Source organism: Pseudomonas xantholysinigenes, assembly GCF_014268885.2.
GTDB classification, from domain to species: domain Bacteria; phylum Pseudomonadota; class Gammaproteobacteria; order Pseudomonadales; family Pseudomonadaceae; genus Aquipseudomonas; species Aquipseudomonas xantholysinigenes.
The window spans coordinates 2,307,986-2,333,904 of record NZ_CP077095.1 but is presented as its reverse complement, the minus strand read 5'-3'; the positions used below and the strand labels follow the sequence as shown (position 1 = coordinate 2,333,904).

Here is a 25,919-nt window from a genome sequence, read left to right as displayed (position 1 = left end):
ACAATAATCATCAGGCCTGCCGTGCCCGGGAGATTACTTCTTCTTTTTGGGGGCGATGACCATCATAAGCTGGCGTCCTTCCATCTTCGGATGCTGCTCAACGGTGCCGTATTCCACGAGGTCAGCTTCGACCCGCTTCAACAGCTCCATGCCCAGCTCCTGGTGGGCCATCTCACGGCCGCGGAATCTCAGAGAGATCTTGGCCTTGTCCCCATCGCTAAGGAAACGTACCAGGTTGCGTAGTTTTACCTGGTAATCCCCTTCTTCCGTCCCTGGACGAAACTTGATTTCTTTGATCTGGATCTGCTTCTGGTTCTTCTTGGCTTCGTTGGCCTGCTTCTTCTTCTCGAAGAGGTGCTTGCCGTAGTCCATCACCTTGCAGACGGGCGGTTGCGCGTCTGCAGAGATTTCCACCAGATCCAGCTTCGCTTCATCAGCGATACGCAGCGCTTCATCAATCGAGACGATGCCAATCTGCTCGCCGTCAGCACCAATTAACCGAACCTCGCGTGCCGAGATATTCTCGTTGATCGGGGCTTTCGGTGCAGTTCGTTTATCGTTTCTCATTTCACGCTTAATAGTCATTACTCCGATTCTAGGCGACCGCGCTGGGCGACAGCGCTGTTGAGCAGCTGCGTGAATTCAGCCACCGGCATGGAGCCGAGGTCTTTGCCTTCACGGGTGCGTACGGCGACGGTCTGCGTTTCGACTTCGCGATCCCCTATAACCAGCAGGTATGGGACCTTGAGCAAAGTATGCTCGCGGATTTTAAAGCCGATCTTCTCATTTCTCAAGTCCGACTTGGCACGGAATCCGCTTCCGTTCAGGGCTTTTTCCACCTCGAGGGCGAAATCGGCCTGTTTGTCGGTGATGTTCATGATCACGGCTTGGGTCGGTGCGAGCCAGGCTGGGAACACGCCGGCGTAGTGCTCGATGAGCATGCCGATGAAACGCTCGAACGAACCGAGGATGGCGCGGTGCAGCATCACCGGACGCACGCGGCTGTTGTCTTCGGCGATATAGCTGGCATCCAGACGCTCTGGAAGGTTCGGGTCGTACTGCAGGGTGCCGCACTGCCAGTTACGGCCGAGGCAATCGCGCAGGGTGAACTCGATCTTCGGACCATAGAACGCGCCCTCGCCCGGCTGGTATTCCCACTCCAGGCCCGAATCGTTCAGGGCGTCGGCCAGGGCGCCTTCGGCGCGATCCCACAGCTCTTCGGAACCCACGCGCTTGGCCGGACGGGTCGACAGCTTCATGGCGACATCGGTGAAACCGAAGTCCTTGTAGACGTCCAAGGTCAGCTTGATGAAGTCGGCGGCTTCCTTCTTCACCTGGTCTTCGGTACAGAAGATGTGCGCATCGTCCTGCACGAAGCCACGCACGCGCATGATGCCGTGCAGGGCGCCAGATGGTTCGTTGCGGTGGCAGGCACCGAATTCGGCCAGGCGCAGCGGCAGGTCGCGGTAGGACTTCAGGCCCTGGTTGAACACCTGCACGTGGCACGGGCAGTTCATCGGCTTCACCGCGTAGTCACGGCTTTCCGACGAAGTGGTGAACATGTTCTCGGCATAGTTGGTCCAGTGGCCGGAACGCTCCCAGAGAATACGATCGACGACCTGCGGGGTCTTGATCTCCTGGTAGCCGTTCTCGCGCTGCACTTTACGCATGTACTGCTCGAGCACCTGGTACACGGTCCAGCCGTTGGCGTGCCAGAACACCATGCCCGGCGCTTCTTCCTGCAAGTGGAACAAGTCCAACTGCTTGCCGATCTTGCGGTGGTCGCGTTTTTCGGCTTCTTCGATGCGCTGGATGTAGGCGGCCAGCTGCTTCTTGTCGGCCCAGGCGGTGCCGTACACACGTTGCAGCTGCTCGTTCTTGGCATCGCCGCGCCAGTAGGCGCCGCTCAGCTTGGTCAGCTTGAATGCTTTGAGGAAGCGAGTGTTCGGCACGTGCGGGCCACGGCACATGTCGACGTATTCTTCGTGATAGTACAAGCCCATGGCCTGTTCATCCGGCATGTCCTCGACCAGGCGCAGCTTGTAGTCTTCGCCACGCTGGGTAAACACGTCGATGACTTCGGCGCGCGGGGTCATCTTCTTGACGACGTCGTAGTCGGTATCGATCAGCTGCTGCATGCGCTTTTCGATGGCCGCGAGGTCGTCCGGGGTGAAGGGACGCTCGTAGGCGATGTCGTAGTAGAAACCTTCGTCGATCACCGGGCCGATCACCATCTTGGCGGTCGGATACAGTTGCTTCACTGCGTGGCCGATCAGGTGGGCGCACGAGTGACGGATGATCTCCAGTCCCTCTTCATCTTTAGGGGTGATGATCTGCAGGGTGGCGTCGTGGTCGATCTTGTCGCAGGCATCGACGAGCTTGCCGTCGACCTTGCCGGCCAGGGTGGCCTTGGCGAGGCCCGCACCAATGGATGCGGCGACTTCGGCTACGGATACCGGCTGGTCGAACGTGCGTTGACTGCCATCGGGAAGAGTAATAACGGGCATGGCGCCTCCTCTCCTAGTGGTGACCCCTACCAAAGGTCACGTGGGTTGGGATGAGCCAGTACAAGATCCGCCCTGCCTTTCCCGCGGGAAAGCCTGCCTCACAGTGGCAGAGACCTTTCGGCCTGCCAGGGACGAACCAGAGTGACTGGAAGGTAATAAAGAAGCTGCAAGCTACAAGTGGCGAGCTGCAAGCCAAGCATGCTAGCACGCAGGTTGCGTGGCTCGTAGAAATATTTGGAAATTACGCTGGGGTGGTGAACTTGTACGGAAAATTTCCTATCAGACCTTCTGAAGCAACCTACTCTTGATGAGACCTTAACCCAAGGAGTGTCTGGTTATGCGAGTTCTGTCTCTTCTGGCCGTCTGTGCCGCAAGCGCCCTGCTGCTGCCTCTGGCTGCCAATGCGGGCAATTTCCCTGCGGGCAAGGAAGCAGCCTACATGGCTCAATGCCAGCAAGTAGCCACCGGCCAGGGCGTAAACGCGGCAATGGCGAAAAAACACTGCGACTGCGGTGCCCAGACCATCAAAAAGAACTTCACCGACAAGGAGATCGAGGACCTCGACAGCAAGGACGGCGTCGACGCCAAGCTGATGCAGCGCGCCCAGAGCGTGGTGCAGGCGGCCTGCAAACCTAAATAACTTGGGCCGTTCAGGTCCATCCCTGGCATCTTTTGCCCTGGATCAACATCCTGCGAAGGTAAGAGGCGCTAGATTCGCAGAAATGCACTATGATGTTGCCGGTGCTCCTGTGGCCTCGGCAACGTTGCACCCCGATAAAAATCATGTTTCTGGAGATTCACCTCATGTCCAATCGCCAACAAGGCACCGTCAAATGGTTCAATGATGAAAAAGGCTACGGCTTCATCACTCCAGCAGGCGGCGGCGACGACCTGTTCGTTCACTTCAAGGCCATCGAATCCGACGGCTTCAAGAGCCTGAAAGAAGGCCAGACCGTTTCCTTCGTTGCCGAGAAAGGCCAGAAGGGCATGCAGGCTGCACAGGTTCGTCCGGAGTAATTTCGGATAGCTGTAAAAAACCCGCCACTTGTGGCGGGTTTTTTATTGGCTGCGCTGCAGCCCATCGGAATCGGCTACCTCGAACTGGAAGGCTGGCCAAGTCCCCCTGTAGGAGCGGCCTTGTGTCGCGAAAGGGCCGCAAAGCGGCCCCGGCGACCTGTGCTGTGGCTAAGAACCTGGGGCCGCTGCGCGCCCCTTTCGCGACACAAGGCCGCTCCTACAGGAGAAGCGCATGGCTTGAGGTTGGCGCGTTCCCTGTGGGAGCGGCTTTACGCCGGGGTCGGATCAGCCGCAGTTGACGCGGGTGACCACACCCTTGTCATCGACATTCAGGTTCAACCGCTCGGAGCGGTATTCCAGGGTGATCACATCATGCGGCGTGAGGACGCGTGCCATCTGCGAGCCGCTGGCCTTGCGCGCCTGCTCCAGCAACTCCGGGCTGGCCACCTTGCCGATGGTGAAATCGGCGCCGCTGGCTTCGCAGCGGCCATGGTTGTCAGCCGGGGTGGCGGGAGCGCTGCTGCCCCCCGTAGAACCACCAGTGCTGCAACCAGCCAGAACGGAAGCCACCAGCAGGGTCGCCAGGGAAGCGCGGGTACGGAACATGAATCCTCCTAAATCGATCTGGGAACTGCACTCTCGGACAGTTCCTCCAACTGTTTGTTGCAAAACCGCACGATTCTGCCTGACTACGATGCTAGACGCGAAACGCAATCGTGACCGGATTTTGCACCAAACCTGCGGTTCTCCCCTGCCCGGCGCTTATGCTTAAGTCGCAGGGCCCCTGCGGCAAAGGCATGATTTACTGCAAGAAGCGGAGCGCGAAACGTCTCCCCTTCGAACGCCAGGACGCGGTATTCAACCTATCCCCCAGGCCCCAGCGAGAACCGCCCCATGAGCAGCCACAGCATCGATGCCGATATCAAGGTCAAGTGGGACGAGGGCCAGAGCGCCTATAGCCCTGGCACCCCCGAGGAACTGATGCTGATCGCCGTCGACCTGCTGGTGCGCGATCGTGGTGGCGAGGCGGCGCGCAGCTTCATCGAGCAGGTGCTCGAGCGCTACGCGCCAAGCGAGGCTATTTCAATCGCGCCAGCCGCGCGCTGAGCAGGTCGAAGAAGCCCTGGGCGTCGCCCTCTTCAATCCACATCACGTTGGCCGGCTGCTTGAGCACGCCATACCAGTCGGCCACGGTCTGGCCGAAGGTCGGGCCCTCACGGCTGTCGACCACCATATGGATCTGCTTGCCCTTGAACAGCTCGGGCTTGAGCAGGTAGGCGATGACGCTGGCGTCATGTACCGGGCCGCCAAGCATGCCGTAGTTGTCCATGTCGAACTTGATATAGGCGTTGAGGATGTCCACCACCAGCTTGCTGGCGTGGTTGTTCACCGCGGCCAGCTGCTTGAGGCGAGCGTCACTGGTGAGCACCTTGTGGGTGACATCCAGCGGCAGGTAGGTCAGCTTGACGCCGCTGGCCAGCACCACCTCGGCGGCATGGGGGTCGGCGAACAGGTTGAACTCGGCGGCCGGGGTAATGTTGCCGCCGTTGAAGTGGGCGCCGCCCATCACCACCACCTCCTTGATGCCGTTGACGATCTCGGGCTTCTGGATCAGCGCCAGGGCCAGGTTGGTCTGCGGGCCGAGCATGGCAATGGTGATGCTGTGGGGCTCGGCAGTGCTGAGGGTGTCGATCAGGTACTGCACGGCGTTGCCCTTGGCCAGGGGCTTGTTCGGCTCGTGAACCTGCACGCCGGTGAGGCCTTCTTCGCCATGGACGTTGGCGGCGTAGATCGGCGTGCGCACCATCGGTCGCCCTGCCCCAGCGTAAACCGGGATCTCTTCGCGCCCCGCCCATTCACGGGCCAGGCGAGCGTTGCGCGAGGTCTTTTCCAGGCGCACGTTGCCGGCCACGGTGGTGATGGCGCGGATTTTCAGTTCCTCTGGCGAGGCCATGGCCAACAGCAGGGCCACCACGTCATCTGCGCCGGGGTCGGTGTCGATGATCAGGTCGCGGGGCGCGGCCATCAGGGAGGTGGCGGCCAGCGCGGACATGAGGACGGCTCCTTGGAGCAAGGTTTTGAGGGACATTCAGCACTCCTTGTTGCTAGGGGATGGATTCAACAGGGGCCGCTTTGCGGCCCTTTCGCGGCACAAGGCCGCTCCTACACGAACCGGGTTGCCCCTCTGTAGGAGCGGCCTTGCGCCGCGATCGAGGGCAAAGCCCTCGCATTCGGTCTAAAAGGTAACGCCAGCCACCAGGGCAATATTGCTATAGGGCTTGCACTCCCCCGTACGCACCACGGCCCGAGCCTGACGACACAGGGCCTTGAAATCAGCATGACTCATGACTTCCCGCTGGCCGATCTCGCCAACGGCGTGCATCCGCTCGACCTCGGCCAACCCCGGCGGCAAGGCCTGGAACACCTCCTCGGCGAGCACATGCCGCTCCACCTGCATCTCGCTCAGCACCACGCGCAGCACGCTGGCGAAATCCGGAATGCCGGGAGTCAGCGCCAAGTCGATCAGTTCCACCCCTGGCGGCACCGGCAAGCCGGCATCGCCAATCACCAGCAGGTCACCATGCCCCAATCCGGCGATGGTCCGCGACAGGGCGATATTCAGCAACGGCGTCTTTTTCATGGCGCCAGCTCCTTCAGGTAAGGGATCGACGGCTGCGCGCCGGCTCGGGTCACCGACAACGCAGCGGCGCGCTGGCCGAAGCCGATCGCCTCAGCCTCGGGCAGACCACGCGCCAGGCTGGCAGCAAAGCCGCCGACGAAAGTATCGCCCGCCGCGGTGGTATCCACCGGCTGCACGCGCGGGGCCGGAAAATGCCGGCTACCAGCGGCATCGACCAATAGAGCGCCCTCAGCGCCCAGAGTGACGATCACCTTGCCCGCGCCCATCTTGCGCAGGCGTTCGGCCGCCCGACGCGCACTGTCCAGGTCGTCGACCTTGACCCCGGCCAGGGCCTCGGCCTCGCTCTCGTTGGGGATCAGGTAGTCGATATGGGCGAACCATTCCGCCGGCAGCGGGCCGGTGGCCGGCGCTGGATTGAGGATCACCGTCTTGCCAAGCTCGCGACCGCGGGCCAGGGTCCAGGCCACGGTGGCCGCCGGCACCTCCAACTGGCAGATGATCACTTCGGCTTGTTGCAGCAGCGCGTCGAAGCGGCGCACCGACTCGGGCCCCAGCAGGCCATTGCCGCCCGGGATGATGACGATGGCGTTCTGGCTGGCGGCATCCACCACGATCAAGGCCACGCCACTGGAAACGCCCGTGCAGGTGCCCACGCCCTGGCAATCGACGCCTTCGACTTGCAACGCCCGACGCAGCTGCTGGCCATAGGCGTCGTCACCGACATTGCCGACCATCGCCACGCTGGCGCCCAGGCGCGCGACCGCCACGGCCTGATTGGCACCCTTGCCGCCTGGCGCGGTGAAGAAGCTTTCGCCGGGCAAGGTCTCGCCGCCACGGGGCAGGCGCTGGGCGCGCGCCACCAGGTCCATGTTGAGGCTGCCGACCACAACCACCTTGGCATTCATGGGTATTCCTTAACGGTAAGCATTGAACAGGTCCGGGCGCGGCCCGGTGGATTCGCGCAGCACGATACGCGGCGCGACGATGCGTTGTTCGGCCACGCCACGACCGGGCGTGGCAATACGCGACAGCAGCAGGCCGGCGGCGCTCTCGCCCAGCTCGCGGATCGACTGGCCGACCGTGGTCAGCGCCGGGTAGACGTAGCGGCTCAGTTCGATGTCGTCGAAACCGATCACCGACAACTCGCCCGGCACGTCGATGTTGCGCTCGGCGGCGGCGCGCAGCACGCCGAAGCCGATCATGTCGTTGCCGGCGAAGATCGCCGTGGGTCGCTCGCCATCGAGCAAGCGCACCGCCGCCGCATGGCCGCCGGGGCTGGTGAAGTCACTGTGCAGCACATGCCCGGCAGCGATGGACGCGCCCGCCTCGGCCATGGCCCGGCGAAAACCGGCCAGGCGCAGCTGGCTGACGCCGGTGTCGACCGGGCCGGCAATGGCGGCGATTTCGCGATGCCCCAACTCCAGCAGATGGCGAGTGGCCAGGTAAGCGCCCTGCTCGTGGTCGATACGCACCAGGTCGGCCTCGACGCCATCCAGGGCGCGGTCGACGATGACCATCGGCGTGCGTACGCTGCCCAGGCTGTCGAGCAGGTCCTGGTCCTCGCCCACCGAGGCGACGATCAGCCCATCGATGCGCTTTTCCAGCAACACCCGCAGATAGCTGCGCTGTTTTTGCGGGTTGTCGTCGGAGTTGCACAGGATCACGCAATAGCCGTTGCGCTCGCAGGCGTCCTCGATCCCCCGGGCCAACTCGGCGAAGTACGGGTTGACGCTGTTGGGCACCAGCAGGCCGATGGTGGCGGTGCTGCGCGCCTTCAGCGAGCGGGCCACGGCGCTGGGCACGTAGTCGAGCTCGGCGATCGCCGCCTCGACCTTCAGCCGCACCGGCTCGCTGACCGGGCGGGTCTTGTTCAGTACATGGGACACGGTGGTGTAGGAGATGCCCGCCAGTGCCGCGACGTCTTTGATGGTAGCCATGGTTCAGTTCCGCCGGCTCGCGCGCCGGCTGCGGTAAGTGTCGAGTACCACGGCGATGACGATCACCGCCCCGGTGATGATGCGCTTGGTCGGCTCCGAAGCGCCGATCTGGGCCAGGCCTGCGGCCAGCACCGAAATGATCAGCACGCCGAAGAAGGTGCTGATGACAGAGCCGCGCCCTCCCATCAGGCTGGTGCCGCCGATCACCACGGCGGCGATCACCTGCAGTTCGAGACCGGAGCCTGCATTGGGGTCTGCGGCCTCCAGGCGGGAGATCTGGAACAATGCAGCCAGGCCGGCGAGCACGCCCATCAGGGTGAACACCAGGATCTTGTACGGGCGCGGGTCGATACCGGCCAGGCGCACCGCTTCTTCGTTGGTGCCGATACCGATCAGGTAGCGACCGAACACGGTGCGGGTCAGCACCAGCTGGGCCAGCACGATCACCAGCAGGGCAATGATGAAGGCCGGCGAGATGCCAAAGGCAATGGGGTTGGAGAACCAGGCGAAGGCATCGCCGATGTAGGCGGTGCGCGAGTCGGTGAACTGGTAGGCCAGGCCGCGGGCCATTTCCAGCACGCCCAGCGAGACGATGAACGACGGGATACGCCAGGCCACGGTGATGCTGCCGGTGACGGTGCCGGCCAGCGCCGCCACGGCCATGCCCAGCAAGGCGGCGGGCAACACGCCCCAGCCCCAGCCCAGGATGGCCACGCTGACGGCGGAAGCCGCCAGGGCCAGTACCGAGCCCACCGACAGGTCGATGCCACCGATGATCAGCACGAAGGTCATGCCCACCGCCAGCACCATCAGGTCGGGGATCTGGTTGGCCAGGGTGCTGAAGGTGGCGTAGGACAGGAAGTGGCTGCTGAGCAGCGAGAACAGCACGATCATCGCCAGCAAGGCGCCGGCCAGCCCCAGGTAGGTGCCCAGGCCGAAGTAGGTGCCGCTGCGGCGCACGGGCGCGGCGGCCGAGGTGTTTGTTGTGGTTTTCATGCGTCCATCCTGGGGGCTGCGTCGTGCAGCAGGGCATCACGTTTCTGGTAACCGGCAAAGGCGGCGGCGAGGATCTGGTCCTGACTCCAATGGTCGCGGTCGAAGGTGTCGATCAGACGACCGGCGCTGAGCACGGCAATACGGTCGCAGATCAGCATCAGTTCGCGCAGGTCGCTGGACACCACCACCAGGGCCTTGCCCTGGCGCGCCAGCTCGGCGAGCAGGCCATAGATATCGAACTTGGCGCCAACGTCGATGCCGCGGGTGGGCTCGTCGAACAGCAGCACCTGGCAGTCACGCTCCAGCCAGCGGCCGATCACCACTTTCTGCTGGTTGCCGCCCGACAACTCGCCGACCGCCTGGGCCGGGCTTGCGCTGCGGATGCGCATGGCGGCGATCTGACGTTCGGCCAGGGTACGCTCGGCGTCGGGGTCGAGCACGCCGGCCCGGGACACCGCACCGAGGTTGCCCAGGGCAATGTTGGCGCTGATCGACTGCGACAGCAGCAGGCCTTCGCCCTTGCGGTCCTCGGTGATCAGGGCGATGCCCGCGGCCACCGCAGCCTTGGGCGAGTCGATGCTCAGCACCTGGGGAGGCTGGCCGAGGGCGACGCTGCCGCTGTCGGCGCGGTCGGCGCCGTAGATCAGGCGCAGCAGCTCGGTGCGCCCGGCACCGATCAGGCCGGAGATACCGAAGATCTCCCCTGCCCTGACCTCAAGCGATACCTCGCGGACCTTGTCGCCGCGGCTGAGCTTGTCGACCTTGAGCAAGGGGGCGCCAATCTGCCGACGGCCCAGGTCGATATGCTCGCCAAGCTCGCGGCCGACCATCAGGTTGACCAGCTCGTTACTGCTGTAGCGCTGGATCGGCTCGGCGCATACCAGCTTGCCGTCGCGCAGCACGGCGATGCGCTGGGACACGCGTTGCAGTTCCTCGAGACGATGGGAGATATAGACGACGGCCACGCCACGCTGGCGCAGACGCTCGATCTGGGTGAACAACAGCTCCACCTCACGGGCTGTAAGCATCGCGGTGGGCTCGTCGAAGATCAGCACATGGCAATCGCCGATCAGGTTGCGGGCGATCTCGACCATCTGCTGATGACCAATGCCCAGCTCACCAACCGGGGTGTCCGGGTCGATGGCCTCAAGGCCCACCTGGGCCATGGCTGCCGTGGCCAGTTGGCGCAGGCGTTTCTGGCTGATCCAACCGAAGCGGCTAGGCAGGTTGTCGAGGAACAGGTTCTCGGCCACGGTCAGGGTCGGTAGCAGGTTGAGCTCTTGCATCACCATGCGCACACCCAGGCGCTCGGCTTCGGCGCGGCTGCCAGGGCTGTAGGGCTGGCCGCGATACAGCATCTGGCCGGTGCTGGGAACCTCCAGGCCACTGATGAGCTTGGACAGGGTCGACTTGCCCGCGCCATTCTCGCCAGTCAGGGCCAGCACTTCGCCGCCGCGCAGCTCGAGGGTGACGTCGCCGAGCACGGGCTGGGCGTAGGTCTTGCCCAGGCCGCTGACGGCTAGCACGGTTTCATTGGCCGGTACTGGCATGGCCATTCTCTCCTAGGTTGGCACTACCCCCCCTGTAGGAGCGGGCTTGCCCCGCGAAACAGTCAACGCGGCGCATGGCACCGGCTACGCCGGTGATCGCGGGGCAAGCCCGCGCCTACAGGGATCGCAACATCACTGGGTGATCAGTTCGACCGGGGTCTGAATGACGTTGTCGGCATCCACGCCCGGCTTTTCGCCCTTGAGCATTTTCAATGCTGCCTGGATACCGAACACCGCCTGCTGGCTGGCCGCCTGGTCGAGGGTGGCGAGCACGCGACCGTCCTTGAGCATCGGCTTGATGGCGTTGATGTTGTCGTAGCCGACCACCTGCACCTGGCCGGTCTTGCCGGCGGCGCGCACGGCCGAGACCGCGCCCAGGGCCATGCTGTCGTTGCCGGCCAGCAGCGCCTTGAGCTCGGGGTACTCGTTGAGCATCGAGGCCGCCACGGCGTTGCCCTTGTCGATTTCCCAGTTGCCCGACTGCACCGAGACGATCTTCATCTGCGCGGCCGCCATGGCGTCCTTGAAGCCGGCGGTGCGTTGCTGGGCGTTGGTGGTGGTCGGCACGCCTTCGATGATGCCGACCTGGTCGCCGGCCTTGAGCTTCTGCTGGGCCAGGTAGTCGCCCACCAGGCGCGCGCCCTTGCGGTTGTCCGGGCCGACGAAGGGCACGCTGATGCCCTTGCTCTTGAGGACGTCGGGGTCGAGACGGTTGTCGATGTTGACCACGGTGATGCCGGCATCCATGGCCTTCTTCACTACGGGTACCAGAGCTTTGGAATCGGCCGGGGCGATCACCAGCGCCTTGGCGCCGGTGGCGATCATCTGTTCGACGATGCGGATCTGGTTGCCGGTGTCGGTTTCGTCCTTGATACCGTTGGCCACCAGGGTGAAGTCGTTCGGATGGTCTTTCTGGTAGGCCTTGGCGCCGTCTTCCATGGTGCGGAAGAACTCGTTGGCGAGGGATTTCATCACCAGGGCGACCTTGGGCGCGTCTTCAGCATGGGCGGCGGACAATGGCAGGGCGAAGATGAGTGAAGACAGCACGGCGAGGGCCAGTGGACGGCCGGAAAACGGCAGTTTCATGGAAATGACTCCGAATCTTGTGGTTTTTATCGGATCGCAAACGTTTGCGGTAGCTCACTATGGAAACAGGCCCCGCTTTTGTCAAATCCATTCGCGCACCCCGGCCATGGTCACGCCCGTCGGATTATCCGCAATTTATCCGAAAAACCGAACACCTTTCCTACGCTTATTCGGCCAGCCGAACGGCTGAGCACAATGCTGGCAGTGGCTCGCCTCGATGCCCCCCGCTATTCCGGGGGTTAAAGATGAAATACGACGAACGGTAGTTGCTGGTACGAAATCTGCCTTTGTATCCGCGCGACATCGCGAACATCTCACCCAGGAAGAGAGAAGCAGACATGATGAAATTCGCCCTGAACACCTTCGCACCAAGCGCCCTGGCGCTGTTGCTGGTGCTGCCGACCGCCGTTTCCGCCAAGGAAGCCGCACAACAACAGAAGCTGGCCAACGTGGTGATCCTGGCCACCGGCGGCACCATCGCCGGCGCTGGCGCCAGCGCCGCCAACAGCGCTACCTACCAGGCCGCCAAGCTGGGCATCGACAAGCTGATCGCCGGCGTGCCGGAGCTGCAGGACCTGGCTAACGTGCGCGGCGAGCAGGTGATGCAGATCGCCTCCGAGAGCATCGGCAACGACGACCTGCTGAAGCTGGGCAAGCGCGTCGCCGAACTGGCCGACAGCAAGGATGTCGACGGCATCGTCATCACCCACGGCACCGACACCCTGGAAGAAACCGCCTACTTCCTCAACCTGGTGGAGAAGACCGACAAGCCGATCATCGTGGTCGGTTCGATGCGCCCGGGCACCGCCATGTCCGCCGACGGCATGCTCAACCTGTACAACGCCGTGGCCGTGGCCAGCAGCAAGGACGCCCGCGGCAAGGGCGTGCTGGTGACCATGAACGATGAGATCCAGTCCGGCCGCGACGTCAGCAAGTCGGTCAACATCAAGACCGAAGCCTTCAAGAGCCAATGGGGCCCGCTGGGCATGGTGGTGGAAGGCAAGTCGTACTTCTTCCGTCTGCCGGCCAAGCGTCACACCGTCAACTCCGAATTCGACATCAAGCAGATCAGCAGCCTGCCGGCCGTCGATATTGCCTACGGCTACGGCAACGTGACCGACACCGCCTACAAGGCCCTGGCCCAGGCCGGCGCCAAGGCGATCATCCACGCCGGTACCGGCAACGGCTCGGTGTCGTCGCGGGTGGTTCCAGCCCTGCAGGAGCTGCGCAAGAACGGCGTGCAGATCATTCGCTCGTCCCACGTCAACCAGGGCGGCTTCGTGCTGCGCAACGCCGAACAGCCTGACGACAAGAACGACTGGGTCGTGGCCCACGACCTGAACCCGCAGAAAGCGCGGATCCTGGCCATGGTCGCAATGACCAAGACCCAGGACAGCAAGGAGCTGCAGCGGATCTTCTGGGAATACTGATCGGCATACACCTCGGGCTGGTGTGTTGAACATACCGGCCCATCGCGGGGCAAGCCCGCTGCCACGAAGGTCATGTGTGCCTTGTGGGAGCGGGCTTGCCCCGCAATGCTTTCGACGGAACCAATCCCTCCACCACGGTCTTATAGGGCTTTCGCCCTACCTGCTGTTGCGAAATGGCCTACAGTTTAATACTGTATGCACATACAGCAAAACAAGGAAAAGCCCGTGGCCAGTCCCGCCTCCGCAACACCGAGCAGTTATGAACAACTGGGTCAGCGCATCCAGAAGATCATCAACAGCCCCACCGCCCAGCGCAGCCGCGCCGCCTTGATCTTCCGCCTCGAACACGAATCGCCCGACGACTGGGCCACCCTGCTCGAGGAAATCGCCGAGAACGACAACGTCACCCTCGCCCACCGCGACGATGGCGGCGTGCAGATTTTCTGGACCGTGCCGAAGGAAGACTGACCCCGCATGAGAGTTTCGCTTTTTGCTGTCGCCTGCCTGCTGTTGACCGCCCCACTTGCCCACGCCGATGCCCCGCGCACCTTCCAGGAGGCCAAGAAGGTCGCCTGGAAGCTGTACGCGCCGCAATCCACCGAGTTCTATTGCGGCTGCAAGTACAAGGGCAACAGGGTCGACCTGGCGTCCTGTGGCTATGAACCACGCAAGAACTTGCAGCGCGCCTCGCGCATCGAGTGGGAACACATAGTCCCGGCCTGGCAGATCGGCCACCAGCGCCAGTGCTGGCAAAGCGGCGGGCGCAAGAACTGCTCGCGCAACGACAAGGTCTACCAGCGCGCCGAGGCCGACCTGCACAACCTGGTGCCGAGCATTGGCGAGGTCAACGGTGATCGCAGCAACTACAGCTTCGGCTGGCTGCCCGAGCAGCATGGCCAGTACGGCAGCTGTCTGACCCAGGTCGACTTCAAGGCCAAGAAGGTCATGCCGCGCCCCTCGATCCGCGGGATGATCGCGCGCACCTACTTCTACATGAGCAAGCAGTACGATCTGCGCCTGTCCAAGCAGGACCGGCAACTGTTCGAGGCCTGGAACAAGACCTACCCGCCGCAGACCTGGGAGCTGCAACGCAACCAGCAGGTGGCGTGCGTGATGGGCCGTGGCAACGAGTTCGTCGGGCCGGTCAACCTCAAGGCCTGCGGCTGATGCCGGTCAGGCCAGCGCCTGCAGGTAGGCACTGGCCTGCTGGTAGCGGCTCAGCCGCGCCAGGTCGGCGGGGCCGGGGTGGGGAATACGTGACAGGTCGCTGTTGTCGGCCAGGTCCGCCAGCTTGACCTGACGAGCCAGGGGATCGACGCCCAGGCGGATGACGAAGGCCTCGTAGCTCTCCCCTTCACGGCGGCTCAGGGCCAGCAATGCGGCGAGGATCTTCAGCGGAAAACCTTCGCGGGCCAGGTCGGAAAGGGTGAACGGAGTGTCTTCCAGTACGTCGTGCAGCACCGCGACGATGCGCTGCTCTGGGGTCACCACCCGTTCCATTACCCGCAATGGGTGAAGGATGTAGGCCGCCCCACCTTTGTCGTACTGCCCTTCATGAGCCTTGATGGCCACCGCGATGGCCCGTTCCAGCGTTGCCATGAGGTGTTTCCCCCGCTTGATCCTGCCTTGTTCAGCATAGCTGTGACCTTGAGGGTGTGACAGTTGGACCGCGAGGCTGTTCCGGGAGCGCTGCACATCCCATCGCCGGCAAGGCTGGCGCCTACAGGTAGAGCGCATGGCGGGAGGTAGGCACCACGCTGCGCGCAGCAGCCCCAGGAATTGCAAGAACTACGCAGGCTCAGCGCTTGGCGCCATGCTGGATGACGATCGAGTCGGTGCCCAGCTTGCCCATCACCTCGGCCTTGCGTGCCTCGGCCTCGGCCTTGCTCGGGAACGGCCCCATCAGCACCACCGGCTTGCCCTCGCGGTACTCGACCGACGACGGGATGCCCTTCTCGATCAAGCGTGCGGTCATGTCGGTCAGCGCGCCCATGTTCGGGCCCTGGATCACCTCCACGTCCCAACCTTCCGGCGCGGGCTGTTCGGCCAGTTCGTCGGCGCGGCGCTGCAGTTCGGCACCGCCGCACACCTCGCGGATACGCAGGTTGTTGCCAGTCTGGTCGATGAGGATTTCGTACTGGCCATCGTGCTTGATCGCCACGTAGCTGCGATAGGGCTCGAACTGGCCGGCGTCGTCCTTGCCACGCACCTGGCCGCAGATCGAGCCCTGGGTGTCGAAGCGCACGTTGGCGAACTTGGCCGTCTTGGGGTTTTGCAAGTGTTCGGCCACCTGCTTGTGCACACCCTCGACTTCGTTGTCACAGCCCGCCAGGGCCAGCACCGCCATTACCACCGCCAGTTTGCGCACGCGTCTACCTCCAGATTCGAAGGGGCGGATTCTAGCATGGGGGGAGTGGGCGGGTGGAGGCGAGAAACATGAGCAAGTGCGTCATGGCGCGCTTGCGCCGGCCAAGCCGCCAAGAGGAAAAAAACTTCCAGCAATAGCCATCGCGCACCGCCAAAAAAGCAATTTTCTTCCTGCCGCCGAGTGCTTGAATGAGTGCCGCCGGGATCGAGCAGGTTGCGCGGCGCGATTGCATGGACACCATCATCGGATGGCCCGGCATCACCCAAACCGTGAGGACAATGATATGTCGAAGACCACCGTCAAGCCGGAAAAGAAAACCGAGTCCACCACCCGCAAGATCGTCATCAAGGCCAAGAACGAGCGCCCGATCCTGATGGCGTCGCACCTGTAACACGATGTCGATGGCCGGGCGCAACGCCCGGCTTTCCTACAGACAAGGAGTGCCACGGATGAGCGAATCCTTCATCGCCTTCGGCCGGTTCGAGGAAGGCCACGATCCCAACGCGAAGACCCTGATGTTCTCGGGCAACGCACATGAAGTCACCGGGCTGGAAGGCAAGGCCGCGCACTGGAACCAGGTGCTGTCGCAGTGCGACGGTTCACGCACGCTGGCCCAGGTCAGCGCCCTCAACAGCGCGCTGGAGCCCCAGGCGATCAGCGAGTTCCTCGACACCCTGGCGCACAGTAACCTGGCCTACCGGACCGACTCCGGCGAGCACTACCTCAGCGGCGACGAGGCGATCCTGATCATCGAGGACCTGCAGGCCGAACTGCTGCACAAGACGCTCTACGCCAACAAGTTCTGGCAGGCCCTGCAGACACCGACCGAGGTTCCCGCCAATGTCTACTACGGCATGGCCATCGAGAACTTCAACTTCCTCTACCGCGAAAGCTGGTTCGACTCCCCGGTGCTCAACTATGTCGCCTCGGAAAAGGCGCGCCTGAAGATGAACGAGTTCTATGGCGAGGAGTACGGCCACGACGAACTGATCTTCAAGGCCCTGGCCACCCTGGGCATCACCGCCGAACAAATCCGCGCCTCGGTACCACTGCCCGAGACCCTGGCGCTGTGCAACGCGCTGGCCTACTGGGCCGCCACCGACCCGCTGTTCTTCTTCACCACCATGGGCATCCTCGAAGGCAAGGACATCGAGGTCGACAGCTACATCATCGCCATGCAGCAGAGCGGCAAGATCAGCGATGCGTTCATCGCCCCGATCCTGGCCCACGCCAACATCAACATCGGCGCCGAGCATGGCGTGCTGACCCGCGAACTGTTCGCCGAGATACCGGTGGTCACCCTTGAGCAGCTCAACGGCATGAAGGCCAACACCCATGTCTTCGTCGAGCTGTACGACGACTTCCACACGGCGGTCTGGGAGCACTACGCCAACACCGACACCCTCCTCCGGTCCGTGAACCCATAAGGGGCGCCTGCATGCACACGCAAAGCCAACGTTTCCGCTACCCCAAACTGCGGCCCGGGGTCCAGCACACCCAGGACGGCAACAATCACCACCTGGACTACCGCCTGCAGGGCGTCGTCCTGGAAGATCCGCAACTGCCCGGCCTGGTCGAGCTGCTGGAGGATCTCAAGCACGGCAGCCTGAGCACCGACGAGCTCTACAGCAAGTACGCGCAGTCGCTGGATGCACCCACCATCGAAAGCTTGATCATCGACCTGGACAAGCACTATCTGCTCACCGAGGGCCGCTATCCCAAGCCCCAGGGAGTGCTGTCGGGCCGCGAGTTCTCGCGCCGGCTGGCCGCGACCATCGCCGCGTTCCATCGGCGCCAGGGCGACTCGCCGCTGTACCAACGCATGCATGAGCAGCGCGTGACCCGCAGCCAACTGATCGGCTTCGCCATCGAGTACTACCACATCGTCAAGCAGGCGCCGCGGGTCATCTCGCCGGCGCTGGCGCACAACAGCAGCCCCGAGGTGTACCAAGGGGTGAAGAAGCTGTTCCTCGAAGAACACGACCACGAATCGCTGCTGGCCGATGCCCTGCACGCGGTCGGCATCGACCGGGACAAGCTCAAGCAGACGGCGCCGCTGTCGACCACTTTCTCGATCTACGCCTCCTTGGGCGTGTTCGCCCGCCAGCACCTGCTGTCGTTCATCAGCTCGCTGTTCCTGTTCGAGGAGCCCTACCCGGAATTCAACCAGCAATTCATTGCCGCCTGCGAACGCCTGGACCTGCCCAAGGCGTTCTGGGGCCCGATCATCGGCCACTCCAACGTCAATGAGGCCGAAGGCCACGGCAACATCACCCACGACCTGCTGGGCTACTTCCCTGCCCTGTCGGAAGAGGAAACCCGGGTCACCCTGGTACACGTGTGCTCGTTGCTGGAACTGATGGGCAAATGGGACAGCCAGATCTGCACCTACTACCAGGACGCGGTCAAGCTGCGTCTGTTCAGCTGAGGTGAGGCACATGGACAAGTGGTCGATCGGCAGCTACAGAAAACCTTTCCTCAATATCGGCTACCAGGCCGTCGACAGCGCCAGCGATACCCTGGAGATTGGCGAGCGGCACCCGGAGTTCGTGCTCTCAGCCGACGCACTCGAGCAGCTCGACAGCACCTTGCGCAGCCTGGCCAGCGGTGACAGCGAGCACTGGTCGACACTGCGCCAGAGCGGCGGCGACCCGCAATTGCAGGACATCATGACCTTGCTCGACGATGCTGGCTTGATCAGGGAGTCGGCGCCGGAGCACACCCTGGCCAACAAGCGCGCGTTGCTGGCCCAGGCACTCGACGAAGCCCTGGCGACCCTGCGCAAGCACAACTTCACCCGCGTGGAGGTGGCCGAGGAATTGTTGGCCTTCATCGCCCGGCCGACCCCGGCAAGCATTCCCGAGATCTACGCCAGCAGCTCGAACATGTTCCTGGTCTATGCCCGCCTGGCCCTCACCAGCTGGAGCGTGGTGTGCCCGCCGGCGATTCCGGCGGCAGCCGCCTTGCTGCAAGGCATCGGCGGCAAGGCCCCGGTGCTGCCCGACATCGAGTTCAGCGCCTTCTGGGCCGGCGAGGTGCGCAAGTGCCTGTTCGTCATGACCTGGTTGCTGGTGCGCAGCCAGCAGGCTGATGCGCAAAGGCTGTGCTCGGCCATCCTGCCGATCGAAGGCGTGGACTCTGGCGTCAACCTGGCCATTCGCCTGGAGCGCTGGGGCCTGGACTTTCTCGCCGAGCAGCCGCCCAGCCAGTATCGCGCCGCCTTCCGTGGCGACAACGACCGTTGCGACGCGCTGATCGCTGCCAGTTACGCCCAGGAGTACTACATCACCGACCGCTTCATCGACCTGATCTGCCCCGCCATCGCCCAGCGCCTGCCCAGGCCGCTCAAGCGCCTGGCCCGACGCTACTACATGGAAGAGGCCGGGCATGAACTGTACGAGCTCAAGACCTGCAAGTCGCTGGGCATGACCGAAGAGCAACTGCACAGCGCGCTGCCCACGCCCTGCGCCCAGCTGATGTGCGACTTCTACACCTACATCGCCACCCGCGACGTGGTGTCCTACTTCGCCGCCGCCACCATCACCGAGGGCCTGCCGGGCCAGGAAAACCTGCTCAACGCCCTGTCCAGCCAATTCAGCAGTACCACGGTGTTCAACAACCGGCCCTCGCGCAAGCACGAGCAGCTCAACGAAAAACTTGCCCACCAGTACATCTCGCGGATCATGCTGGCCGAGGTCGGCGAGCTCAGCGAGCAGCAGCAACAGGGCACCGCCACCGTCTATGCGCTGCTGCTGGAACTGACCCACCGGACCTGGGAAGAACTGCATCGCATCCATGTGCTCCAGCGCCGTCCACCGCTGAATTTCACCATGGATGAGTTCCTGTGACCTCTGCCCAGGTGCTGGCGCAGTACTGCGAGCACGTCAATCCACAGTGGGCCGCGCTGCTGGAGCAACTGGGCGAGGTCCCGCTGTTCACCCAGGCCCGGGGGGAATACCTGTACGACAGCGCGGGCAACCGCTGGCTGGACTTGGTCGGGCACTATGGCGCGGCCATCCTGGGCCACAACCATGACGGCCTGCGCCAGCGCCTGCTGACGCTGCTGGCCGAGGACCTTCCCACCGGCGCGCCGCTGGGAATCTGCCAGGGCGGGGCAGCGCTGGCTCCCCGGTTGATATCGCGCCTTGGTCTGCAAGGGGGTTGGAAGCTGTGCAGCCTCAGCACCGGGACCGAAGCGGTGGAAGGGGCGCTCAAGGCGGCGTTGCTGGCCACCGGCAGAAGCCGGGTGCTGGCCAGGCGACGTTGCTTTCACGGCAGTGGCGCCCTCACCCAGTACCTGAGCGACCAACCCGCGCTACGCATGGGATTCGACAGCCTGAAACCAGCCCTGACCATCGACTACTTCGACCACCCTGACGAAGCCCTGGCCCTGCTCGCCCAGGGCGATATCGCGGCGCTGATCATCGAGCCGCTGCAGGCCATGGGTGGCGGCCGCACCCTGCCCGCCAGCCAGGCCGACCGTTTACTGGCCGGCTGTCGCACGCACGCCACGGTCAGCATTGTCGATGAAGTATTCAGCGGCCTCGGGCGTTGCGGGCACTACTCGGCCATGCAGGCCCTGGGCTGGCGAGAACAGCCCGATGTGCTGCTGCTGGCCAAGTCGCTGACCGGCGCCTGGATCCCCAGCGCCCAGTTGCTCATGCGCGACGCGCTCTATGACGGGCTGTTCGCCCGACCTGGCTGCCAGAAGATCCTCGGCTCCACCTTCGCCAGCAACAACCTGGCGCTGCGCCTGGCCGAGGCGGTGCTGGACTTGCTGGACAGCCATCTGCAAGCCCCCGCCACCTGGCAACCACTGGCCGCCTTTGGCGAGCAGCTACAAGGCATCGCCTCACGCTGCCCGCGGGTGCTCAGGCAGGTCGACACCCTGGGCGCGTGCGTCTTCATCCAGGCCCAGGATGCCCAGCTCTGCTTCAACCTGTGGCATTCATTGTTTCTCAACCATATCTGCGCCACGGTCTGTGCGCATGCGCCGGACACCCTCAAGCTGATCGTCCCGCTGACGGTCAGCCAGGCCGCGCTGGACGATTTTCTCGAAGTGTTCACCGAATTGGCCACCGACTTTCAAGGATGACCCATGAGCTTGTTATTACTGGGCCCCACCGACGACTACCTGCGCAAGGTGCTGGCCGTGACCCCCGCGGTCGTGGTGCTGAGCGAGCCGGAACGCCTCACGCCCTGGCAACGCAGCGCACCGTGCCCGGTACACCTGGGCAATTTCGCGCAACTGCCGGAGTTGCTGCTCCAGGCCACGGCCATCGCCGCCGCCACACCCGTGCGGGCCGTGCTCTCCTACACCGAGCTAGGCGTGGTACCAGCGGCCATCATCGGCCAGATGCTTGGTGTACCGGCCCCTTTGCTCGAGCCTTCAGTCGTGACACGCAACAAACTGCTGACGCGCCAGGCCTTGCTCGACAACGACCTGACCCGGGTGCGCTTCCTCCCCCTGGACACTGCGCAGGAAGGGGCGTTGTTGCACAATCGCTGGGCCGAGCGGCAGGTGGTCAAGCCGGAGGATGGCACCGGCAGCCGCGACGTGCATGTGCTGGCCCCAGGTGAGTCGGTGACCCTGCACCCGGCACGACGCTACATCATCGAGTCATGGTTGGACGGCAAGGAGTTCAGTTGCGAGACGTTCAGCGTCAAGGGCTGCCATCACCTGCTGGCGATCACCGAAAAATGGCTGGGGGGAGACAACGGCCTGGTGGAGACGGGCCACCTGATCGCCCCCGGCGCCTTTGACCTGATACCCGAGCATTGGGCCTACCTGCAACGTTGCCTGGATGCCATCGGCCTGGTGGATGGCCCCGCCCACCTCGAATTCAAGCGCGACGGCGACAGCATCGACATCATCGAATGCCATAATCGCCCGGGAGGTGATCGGATCTGGCAACTGGTGGAACTGGCCACCGGCTTCGACATGGTCAGCGCCCACGCTCGGCTGTTGCTGGACGAACCGGTCGTGGTGGAGCCGGCACGGCGCGACTGCGCGGCCATCAAGTTCTTCGAATACGCCCCCGGTACCGTGCAGTCCGTCCGCCTGCCGGCCAGCCTCCCCACCCACGTGCACTGGTTCGAGCTGAACCTCAAGCCCGACGACCGGATCAAGCCACTGGCCGATTCATTTCAGCGTCACGGCAGCCTCATCGCCTCAGCGCCCGATACCCAGCAGTTGCATGAGCGCCTGCGCCAGGTCATCGATCATATCGAGGTGATCGTCGTATGAGCCTGCGCACCTTGCTGAGCAGCATGCCGGGCGATGCCAGGCGCGTGGTACTGGTACAGTTCCTGACAGCCCTGGGGTATTTCTCGGTCATTCCGTTCTTCGTCGTCTACCTGGTCAAGGTGCTTGACCATCCGCCTTCGTTCGCCGCCGGGCAACTGACGCTGTTTCTGCTCGGTCAATACTGCGCCGCGTTTCTCGGCGGCTACCTGAGCCATCGCAAAGGCCCGCTGCTGACCATGCGCATCGGCCTGGTGATGCAGATCAGCACTTACGCCCTGTTCGCCACGGGCATCACCAGCCCCTGGGGCCTCAGCGTGCTCAGCCTGGCATTGGGCGTGAGCAAGGCGTTCTTCACCCCGGCGGCCAAGGCTGCGCTGGTGGCATTGACGCCGGGCGACAACCACTACCTGTTGTTTTCCTTTCGCAGCACGGTGAACAACCTTGGCGTGGCCCTGGGCAGCTGCCTGGGCGCCGCCCTGATCGAACAGACACCCACCGCGTTTTTTGCCGCCGCCGCGGCGATCCAGTGCCTGGCCCTGGTGATTCTCGCCGCCGTGCGCCCGCCCGCGCCTGGCCCTGGCAGCCAGGCCACGCGCGGCCTGGCGTTCAGCCGCGCGCTGTGGGTCATCCTGCGCAGTCCGTTGGCAGTCGTGCTGATGCTGGTTTCGCTGGCCTACCAGTTCCACTACATCCAGCTGGAGTACTCGTTCCCCTTGATCGCCGTCGAACAGTGGGGCACCGACGCGGTGGCCCATGTGTTCTGGGTCAATGCCGCTGTCGTGATGTTGCTGCAACTGCCGTTCAACACCTGGCTGTCGCGACGAATGCCAGTCTATGCCACCCTGGCCCTGGGCTTTGGCTGCATGCTGCTGACCTTCTGGCTCATGGCCGAGCTGTCGGGCAAGGCCCTGTTCCTGTGCGCCATCCTGTTGTTCACCCTGGGCGAAATCACCATCGACCCGGCCATCGACTCGCTGTTGAGCAAAAGCGTGGGCGTCGACCTGCTGCCGGTGGGTTTCAGCTTGCTGGGGTTGATGGGGCTGCTAGGCTCGGTGCTCGGCAACACCAGCGCGAGCCTGTACGCCGCCGCGCTCGATTTCAGCCACTTCTGGTATATCAACTGCGCACTGTCGGCCATGGCGATCCTGCTCGTCGTGGCCTACCGTAAGCAGGATCAGCAGCCCGTCAAGGAAGGCCACTATGAACACCCCTAGCGTCCCCACCCAGGATTTCAGCCTGTCAGCGGACAAGACACGGCTGGACCTGGACGTCATCCACGCTTTTCTCACCGGCTCGACCTGGGCAGCGGGGATCAGCCGTGATCGGGTCGAGACGAGCATCGCCAACAGCCTGTGCATGGGCGCCTATGCGGGCCAGCAACAAGTGGGCTTTGCCCGGCTGGTCACCGACTACGCCACCTTCGGCTACCTCTGCGATGTGTTCGTCGATGAGCGCTATCGCGGCCTGGGCTTGGGCCGACGGTTATCCGAGGCGCTACTGGACGTGCCAGAGGTGCAGGCCCTGCGCCGCATCCTGCTGGCCACCACCACGGCGCCCTGGCTGTACGAGAAGCTCGGTTTCACCCCGGTCAACCAGCCCAATTACCTGTGGCAACTGCACCGGCCCGATATCTACAAGCGCTGACACGTTGGCCGCCGTCGCCTGCGATGGCGGCCAACGGGGTTCGATCAGGCCGATATTGCCGACAACGGCAGTACATTGTTCGCACAGATCTCACGCAGGCTCACTGCCGTCTTGATCTGCCGCACACTGCCCAGCGAGCGCAGGGTCACTTCGACGAACCGTGAATAGGCCTCCATGTTTGGGCAGACGATGTGGATCATGAAGTCGAAATCACCGGTGACGTTGTACAACGCCACCACCTCTGGGCAAGGTGTCAGGCGCTGTTCCAGGGCCCGGGTCGATTCGGCGGTATGGGAGTCCATCGAGAGCTGGATGAACGCGGTGATGTCGAAGCCCAGCACCTGCTTGTTCAGCACGGCCTGGTAACGCTTGATATAACCCTCCTCCTCCAGCCTTTTCAGCCGGCGCCAGCAGGGTGTTTCGCTCAGGGCTATCTTCTCGCTCAGCCTGGACAATGTCGTGCGACAGTCCGCTTGCATGATGGAAAGGATTTGCAGGTCTACCGAATCCAACGCACACGATTTCCTTTTCATGCTGATCCTTTGAGACGTGATCTCACTCAGGCGATTTGATTGACGGCAGTTGAAACACACCATCTTTTCTTATTGTTGGCTGCCCGACAGGCGCGCACAGGGTCAACTGGCACCCTGTCATCCCTGCATCCTGATCCGGCGCGTCACGAGGACGTCATCAAACTTAGCATAGCGTGGCGGGCACGTGCAGCGATCCGACCGAGCGAGTGCCTGCTCCAGCAACAACAACGCCGCCGCTTCCCGGGAAGCGGCGGCGTGTCAGGTCAAAGCGTCAGGTTTCAGGCCGGCGCGGAGGTCCTGATCAAGTGATCGAACGCGGCCAGCGAAGCCTTGGCGCCCTCGCCCACGGCGATCACGATCTGCTTGTACGGCACCGTGGTCACGTCACCAGCGGCGAAAACCCCAGGGATGCTGGTGGCCCCCTTGGCATCGACGATGATCTCGCCACGCGGCGACAGCTCGACGCTGCCCTTGAGCCAGTCGGTGTTCGGCAGCAGGCCGATCTGCACAAAGATGCCTTCGAGCGCCAGGTCATGAACCTGCTCGGTGCCGCGGTCCTTGTAACGCAGGCCGGTCACCTTCTCGCCATTGCCCACCACCTCGGTGGTCAACGCGCTGGTGATCACCTTCACGTTCGCCAGGCTGTGCAACTTGCGCTGCAGCACGGCATCGGCACGCAGCTGGCTGTCGAACTCGATCAGGGTGACCTGGGCGACAATCCCGGCCAGGTCGATGGCCGCTTCCACGCCGGAGTTGCCACCGCCGATCACCGCCACGCGCTTGCCCTTGAACAGCGGGCCGTCGCAGTGCGGGCAGTAGGCCACGCCACGGGCGCGGTATTCCTGCTCGCCCGGTACGTTCATTTCACGCCAGCGAGCGCCGGTGGCGAGGATCACGGTCTTGGCCTTGAGCGAAGCGCCGCCGGCCAGGCGTACTTCGTGCAGGCCACCATCGGTGGCCGGGATCAGCGCTTCGCCGCGCTGCAGGTTCATGATGTCGACATCGTATTGCTTGACGTGCTCTTCCAGCGCGGTGGCCAGCTTCGGCCCTTCGGTCTCCTGCACCGAGATGAAGTTCTCGATGGCCAGGGTATCGAGCACCTGGCCGCCGAAACGCTCGGCGGCAACACCGGTACGGATGCCTTTGCGCGCGGCATAGATGGCGGCCGCAGCGCCGGCAGGGCCACCGCCAACCACCAGCACGTCGAAGGCGTCCTTGGCGTTGATCTTCTCGGCCTGGCGGGCGCCGGCATTGGTGTCGAGCTTGCCGAGGATTTCCTCCAGGCCCATGCGGCCCTGGCCGAACACTTCGCCGTTCAGGTAGATGCTTGGCACCGCCATGATCTTGCGGGCGTCGACTTCGTCCTGGAACAGCGCGCCGTCGATGGCCACATGGCGCACGTTGGGGTTGAGCACCGCCATCAGGTTCAACGCCTGGACCACGTCCGGGCAGTTCTGGCACGACAGCGAGAAGTAGGTCTCGAAGGTGAACTCACCCTTCAGGGACTGGATCTGTTCGATCACTTCGGCGCTGGCTTTGGAGGGGTGCCCGCCAACCTGCAGCAGCGCCAGCACCAGCGAGGTGAATTCGTGGCCCATGGGGATGCCGGCGAAGCGCAAGCTTATATCGGCACCCGGGCGGTTCAGCGAGAACGAAGGTCGACGGGCGTCGCTGCCGTCCGCGCTGAAGGTAATGAGGTTCGACAGGCCGGCGATTTCTGCCAGCAGGTCGTGCAATTCGCGGGACTTCGCGCCGTCGTCGAGGGAGGCAACGATCTCGATCGGCTGGGTGACCCGCTCCAGGTAGGTTTTCAGTTGCGATTTAAGCGTGGCGTCCAACATACGGGCGATTCCTTTTTCAAAACTCGGATACAAAAACGCCCAGGCGAAGTCGCCCGGGCGTTTTTACGGGGCGGTAACTGCTTCAGCTTTGGCGGCTGTCCACCGCCCGCGACATGCGCATC

27 protein-coding genes are annotated in these 25,919 nt (G+C 63.6%); 13 read left to right on the top strand and 14 right to left on the bottom strand.

The window, feature by feature from the left end:
- Positions 1–33: 33 nt before the first annotated feature.
- Together infC and thrS are read right to left on the bottom strand one after the other, a co-directional pair.
- Positions 34–585, bottom strand: a complete 552-nt coding sequence (infC, locus tag HU772_RS10680) for a translation initiation factor IF-3 (RefSeq protein WP_023629190.1) — start codon at positions 583–585, stop codon at positions 34–36.
- Entirely contained in the window at positions 585–2,507 is a 1,923-nt protein-coding gene (gene thrS, locus HU772_RS10675; protein ID WP_186661673.1) for a threonine--tRNA ligase, read from the bottom strand. The genes infC and thrS overlap by 1 nt, the downstream gene beginning before the upstream one ends.
- 337 nt (positions 2,508–2,844) lie before the next feature.
- Between thrS and HU772_RS10670 the strand changes: the two genes are divergently transcribed.
- Positions 2,845–3,147 carry a hypothetical protein gene (locus tag HU772_RS10670; RefSeq protein WP_186661669.1) on the top strand — a complete coding sequence of 101 codons (303 nt, stop codon included), beginning with the start codon at positions 2,845–2,847 and terminating at the stop codon, positions 3,145–3,147.
- Positions 3,148–3,311: 164 nt separating this feature from the next.
- Entirely contained in the window at positions 3,312–3,524 is a 213-nt protein-coding gene (locus HU772_RS10665) for a cold-shock protein (RefSeq protein ID WP_012313861.1), read from the top strand.
- Between the two features lie 285 nt (positions 3,525–3,809).
- Here HU772_RS10665 and HU772_RS10660 read toward each other — a convergent pair whose 3' ends face one another.
- Complete coding sequence (locus HU772_RS10660; protein ID WP_186661668.1) at positions 3,810–4,130, bottom strand: I78 family peptidase inhibitor; 321 nt, start codon at positions 4,128–4,130, stop codon at positions 3,810–3,812.
- 288 nt (positions 4,131–4,418) lie between these two features.
- Between HU772_RS10660 and HU772_RS10655 the strand changes: the two genes are divergently transcribed.
- On the top strand, positions 4,419–4,631 hold the full coding sequence (locus tag HU772_RS10655) for a hypothetical protein (RefSeq protein WP_186661667.1): 213 nt from the start codon (positions 4,419–4,421) through the stop codon (positions 4,629–4,631).
- On the opposite strand, the gene HU772_RS10650 is transcribed toward HU772_RS10655, so the two are convergent.
- The 7 genes from HU772_RS10650 to HU772_RS10620 all read right to left on the bottom strand — a co-directional run bounded on the left by HU772_RS10650 (position 4,603) and on the right by HU772_RS10620 (position 11,734).
- Positions 4,603–5,613 carry a nucleoside hydrolase gene (locus tag HU772_RS10650; protein ID WP_186661662.1) on the bottom strand — a complete coding sequence of 337 codons (1,011 nt, stop codon included), beginning with the start codon at positions 5,611–5,613 and terminating at the stop codon, positions 4,603–4,605. The genes HU772_RS10655 and HU772_RS10650 overlap by 29 nt on opposite strands.
- Before the next feature lie 147 nt (positions 5,614–5,760).
- Positions 5,761–6,165 carry a D-ribose pyranase gene (gene rbsD / locus HU772_RS10645; RefSeq protein WP_186661661.1) on the bottom strand — a complete coding sequence of 135 codons (405 nt, stop codon included), beginning with the start codon at positions 6,163–6,165 and terminating at the stop codon, positions 5,761–5,763.
- On the bottom strand, positions 6,162–7,070 hold the full coding sequence (gene rbsK / locus HU772_RS10640; protein ID WP_186661660.1) for a ribokinase: 909 nt from the start codon (positions 7,068–7,070) through the stop codon (positions 6,162–6,164). The genes rbsD and rbsK overlap by 4 nt, the downstream gene beginning before the upstream one ends.
- 9 nt (positions 7,071–7,079) lie before the next feature.
- Entirely contained in the window at positions 7,080–8,102 is a 1,023-nt protein-coding gene (locus tag HU772_RS10635) for a LacI family DNA-binding transcriptional regulator (RefSeq protein WP_186661659.1), read from the bottom strand.
- A gap of 3 nt (positions 8,103–8,105) precedes the next feature.
- Positions 8,106–9,098 (bottom strand): ABC transporter permease, encoded by a 993-nt coding sequence (locus HU772_RS10630; RefSeq protein WP_186661658.1) that lies wholly within the window; start codon positions 9,096–9,098, stop codon positions 8,106–8,108.
- Entirely contained in the window at positions 9,095–10,648 is a 1,554-nt protein-coding gene (locus HU772_RS10625; protein ID WP_186661656.1) for a sugar ABC transporter ATP-binding protein, read from the bottom strand. The genes HU772_RS10630 and HU772_RS10625 overlap by 4 nt, the downstream gene beginning before the upstream one ends.
- Before the next feature lie 132 nt (positions 10,649–10,780).
- Positions 10,781–11,734, bottom strand: coding sequence for a sugar ABC transporter substrate-binding protein (locus HU772_RS10620; protein WP_186661654.1), 954 nt, complete (start codon positions 11,732–11,734; stop codon positions 10,781–10,783).
- Between the two features lie 341 nt (positions 11,735–12,075).
- Between HU772_RS10620 and HU772_RS10615 the strand changes: the two genes are divergently transcribed.
- The 3 genes from HU772_RS10615 to HU772_RS10605 all read left to right on the top strand — a co-directional run bounded on the left by HU772_RS10615 (position 12,076) and on the right by HU772_RS10605 (position 14,331).
- Entirely contained in the window at positions 12,076–13,164 is a 1,089-nt protein-coding gene (locus HU772_RS10615; protein WP_186661692.1) for an asparaginase, read from the top strand.
- 225 nt (positions 13,165–13,389) lie between these two features.
- A complete protein-coding gene (locus HU772_RS10610; protein WP_186661652.1) occupies positions 13,390–13,632 on the top strand; it encodes a DUF1654 domain-containing protein in 243 nt (80 codons plus the stop codon).
- Between the two features lie 6 nt (positions 13,633–13,638).
- Positions 13,639–14,331, top strand: coding sequence for an endonuclease (locus HU772_RS10605; protein ID WP_186661650.1), 693 nt, complete (start codon positions 13,639–13,641; stop codon positions 14,329–14,331).
- A 6-nt stretch (positions 14,332–14,337) separates the two neighbouring features.
- Here HU772_RS10605 and HU772_RS10600 read toward each other — a convergent pair whose 3' ends face one another.
- On the bottom strand, positions 14,338–14,763 hold the full coding sequence (locus tag HU772_RS10600) for a GTP pyrophosphokinase (protein ID WP_186661648.1): 426 nt from the start codon (positions 14,761–14,763) through the stop codon (positions 14,338–14,340).
- A 199-nt stretch (positions 14,764–14,962) separates the two neighbouring features.
- Positions 14,963–15,532, bottom strand: a complete 570-nt coding sequence (locus tag HU772_RS10595) for an SPOR domain-containing protein (protein WP_186661647.1) — start codon at positions 15,530–15,532, stop codon at positions 14,963–14,965.
- 449 nt (positions 15,533–15,981) lie between these two features.
- Between HU772_RS10595 and HU772_RS10590 the strand changes: the two genes are divergently transcribed.
- Genes HU772_RS10590 through HU772_RS10560 form a run of 7 tightly spaced genes read left to right on the top strand, consistent with a single transcriptional unit; the run spans position 15,982 to position 23,423 of the window.
- A complete protein-coding gene (locus HU772_RS10590; protein ID WP_186661646.1) occupies positions 15,982–16,959 on the top strand; it encodes a heme oxygenase-like domain-containing protein in 978 nt (325 codons plus the stop codon).
- 11 nt (positions 16,960–16,970) lie between these two features.
- A complete protein-coding gene (locus HU772_RS10585) occupies positions 16,971–17,960 on the top strand; it encodes an iron-containing redox enzyme family protein (RefSeq protein WP_186661645.1) in 990 nt (329 codons plus the stop codon).
- 10 nt (positions 17,961–17,970) lie between these two features.
- On the top strand, positions 17,971–19,380 hold the full coding sequence (locus tag HU772_RS10580; protein WP_186661644.1) for a hypothetical protein: 1,410 nt from the start codon (positions 17,971–17,973) through the stop codon (positions 19,378–19,380).
- Entirely contained in the window at positions 19,377–20,627 is a 1,251-nt protein-coding gene (locus HU772_RS10575) for an aminotransferase class III-fold pyridoxal phosphate-dependent enzyme (protein ID WP_186661643.1), read from the top strand. Before HU772_RS10580 ends, HU772_RS10575 begins: the two co-directional genes overlap by 4 nt.
- Positions 20,628–20,630: 3 nt before the next feature.
- Complete coding sequence (locus tag HU772_RS10570) at positions 20,631–21,779, top strand: ATP-grasp domain-containing protein (protein WP_186661642.1); 1,149 nt, start codon at positions 20,631–20,633, stop codon at positions 21,777–21,779.
- Positions 21,776–22,993: an MFS transporter gene (locus HU772_RS10565; RefSeq protein WP_186661641.1), complete on the top strand. Its 1,218-nt coding sequence runs from the start codon at positions 21,776–21,778 to the stop codon at positions 22,991–22,993. The genes HU772_RS10570 and HU772_RS10565 overlap by 4 nt, the downstream gene beginning before the upstream one ends.
- Positions 22,980–23,423: a GNAT family N-acetyltransferase gene (locus tag HU772_RS10560; RefSeq protein ID WP_186661639.1), complete on the top strand. Its 444-nt coding sequence runs from the start codon at positions 22,980–22,982 to the stop codon at positions 23,421–23,423. Before HU772_RS10565 ends, HU772_RS10560 begins: the two co-directional genes overlap by 14 nt.
- Positions 23,424–23,467: 44 nt before the next feature.
- On the opposite strand, the gene HU772_RS10555 is transcribed toward HU772_RS10560, so the two are convergent.
- Both HU772_RS10555 and ahpF read right to left on the bottom strand, forming a co-directional pair.
- A complete protein-coding gene (locus HU772_RS10555) occupies positions 23,468–23,956 on the bottom strand; it encodes an Lrp/AsnC family transcriptional regulator (protein WP_186661638.1) in 489 nt (162 codons plus the stop codon).
- 278 nt (positions 23,957–24,234) lie between these two features.
- Positions 24,235–25,797 carry an alkyl hydroperoxide reductase subunit F gene (ahpF, locus tag HU772_RS10550; protein ID WP_186661637.1) on the bottom strand — a complete coding sequence of 521 codons (1,563 nt, stop codon included), beginning with the start codon at positions 25,795–25,797 and terminating at the stop codon, positions 24,235–24,237.
- Between the last annotated feature and the right edge of the window lie 122 nt (positions 25,798–25,919).

Bases quoted from the DNA above. Each gene is read 5' to 3' on its own strand.
- infC (WP_023629190.1), bottom strand. From the start codon at position 585: ATGACTATTAAGCGTGAAATGAGAAACGATAAACGAACTGCACCGAAA.
- thrS (WP_186661673.1), bottom strand. From the start codon at position 2,507: ATGCCCGTTATTACTCTTCCCGATGGCAGTCAACGCACGTTCGACCAG.
- HU772_RS10670 (WP_186661669.1), top strand. From the start codon at position 2,845: ATGCGAGTTCTGTCTCTTCTGGCCGTCTGTGCCGCAAGCGCCCTGCTG.
- HU772_RS10665 (WP_012313861.1), top strand. From the start codon at position 3,312: ATGTCCAATCGCCAACAAGGCACCGTCAAATGGTTCAATGATGAAAAA.
- HU772_RS10660 (WP_186661668.1), bottom strand. From the start codon at position 4,130: ATGTTCCGTACCCGCGCTTCCCTGGCGACCCTGCTGGTGGCTTCCGTT.
- HU772_RS10655 (WP_186661667.1), top strand. From the start codon at position 4,419: ATGAGCAGCCACAGCATCGATGCCGATATCAAGGTCAAGTGGGACGAG.
- HU772_RS10650 (WP_186661662.1), bottom strand. From the start codon at position 5,613: ATGTCCCTCAAAACCTTGCTCCAAGGAGCCGTCCTCATGTCCGCGCTG.
- rbsD (WP_186661661.1), bottom strand. From the start codon at position 6,165: ATGAAAAAGACGCCGTTGCTGAATATCGCCCTGTCGCGGACCATCGCC.
- rbsK (WP_186661660.1), bottom strand. From the start codon at position 7,070: ATGAATGCCAAGGTGGTTGTGGTCGGCAGCCTCAACATGGACCTGGTG.
- HU772_RS10635 (WP_186661659.1), bottom strand. From the start codon at position 8,102: ATGGCTACCATCAAAGACGTCGCGGCACTGGCGGGCATCTCCTACACC.
- HU772_RS10630 (WP_186661658.1), bottom strand. From the start codon at position 9,098: ATGAAAACCACAACAAACACCTCGGCCGCCGCGCCCGTGCGCCGCAGC.
- HU772_RS10625 (WP_186661656.1), bottom strand. From the start codon at position 10,648: ATGCCAGTACCGGCCAATGAAACCGTGCTAGCCGTCAGCGGCCTGGGC.
- HU772_RS10620 (WP_186661654.1), bottom strand. From the start codon at position 11,734: ATGAAACTGCCGTTTTCCGGCCGTCCACTGGCCCTCGCCGTGCTGTCT.
- HU772_RS10615 (WP_186661692.1), top strand. From the start codon at position 12,076: ATGAAATTCGCCCTGAACACCTTCGCACCAAGCGCCCTGGCGCTGTTG.
- HU772_RS10605 (WP_186661650.1), top strand. From the start codon at position 13,639: ATGAGAGTTTCGCTTTTTGCTGTCGCCTGCCTGCTGTTGACCGCCCCA.
- HU772_RS10600 (WP_186661648.1), bottom strand. From the start codon at position 14,763: ATGGCAACGCTGGAACGGGCCATCGCGGTGGCCATCAAGGCTCATGAA.
- HU772_RS10590 (WP_186661646.1), top strand. From the start codon at position 15,982: ATGAGCGAATCCTTCATCGCCTTCGGCCGGTTCGAGGAAGGCCACGAT.
- HU772_RS10585 (WP_186661645.1), top strand. From the start codon at position 16,971: ATGCACACGCAAAGCCAACGTTTCCGCTACCCCAAACTGCGGCCCGGG.
- HU772_RS10580 (WP_186661644.1), top strand. From the start codon at position 17,971: ATGGACAAGTGGTCGATCGGCAGCTACAGAAAACCTTTCCTCAATATC.
- HU772_RS10570 (WP_186661642.1), top strand. From the start codon at position 20,631: ATGAGCTTGTTATTACTGGGCCCCACCGACGACTACCTGCGCAAGGTG.
- HU772_RS10565 (WP_186661641.1), top strand. From the start codon at position 21,776: ATGAGCCTGCGCACCTTGCTGAGCAGCATGCCGGGCGATGCCAGGCGC.
- HU772_RS10560 (WP_186661639.1), top strand. From the start codon at position 22,980: ATGAACACCCCTAGCGTCCCCACCCAGGATTTCAGCCTGTCAGCGGAC.
- HU772_RS10555 (WP_186661638.1), bottom strand. From the start codon at position 23,956: ATGAAAAGGAAATCGTGTGCGTTGGATTCGGTAGACCTGCAAATCCTT.
- ahpF (WP_186661637.1), bottom strand. From the start codon at position 25,797: ATGTTGGACGCCACGCTTAAATCGCAACTGAAAACCTACCTGGAGCGG.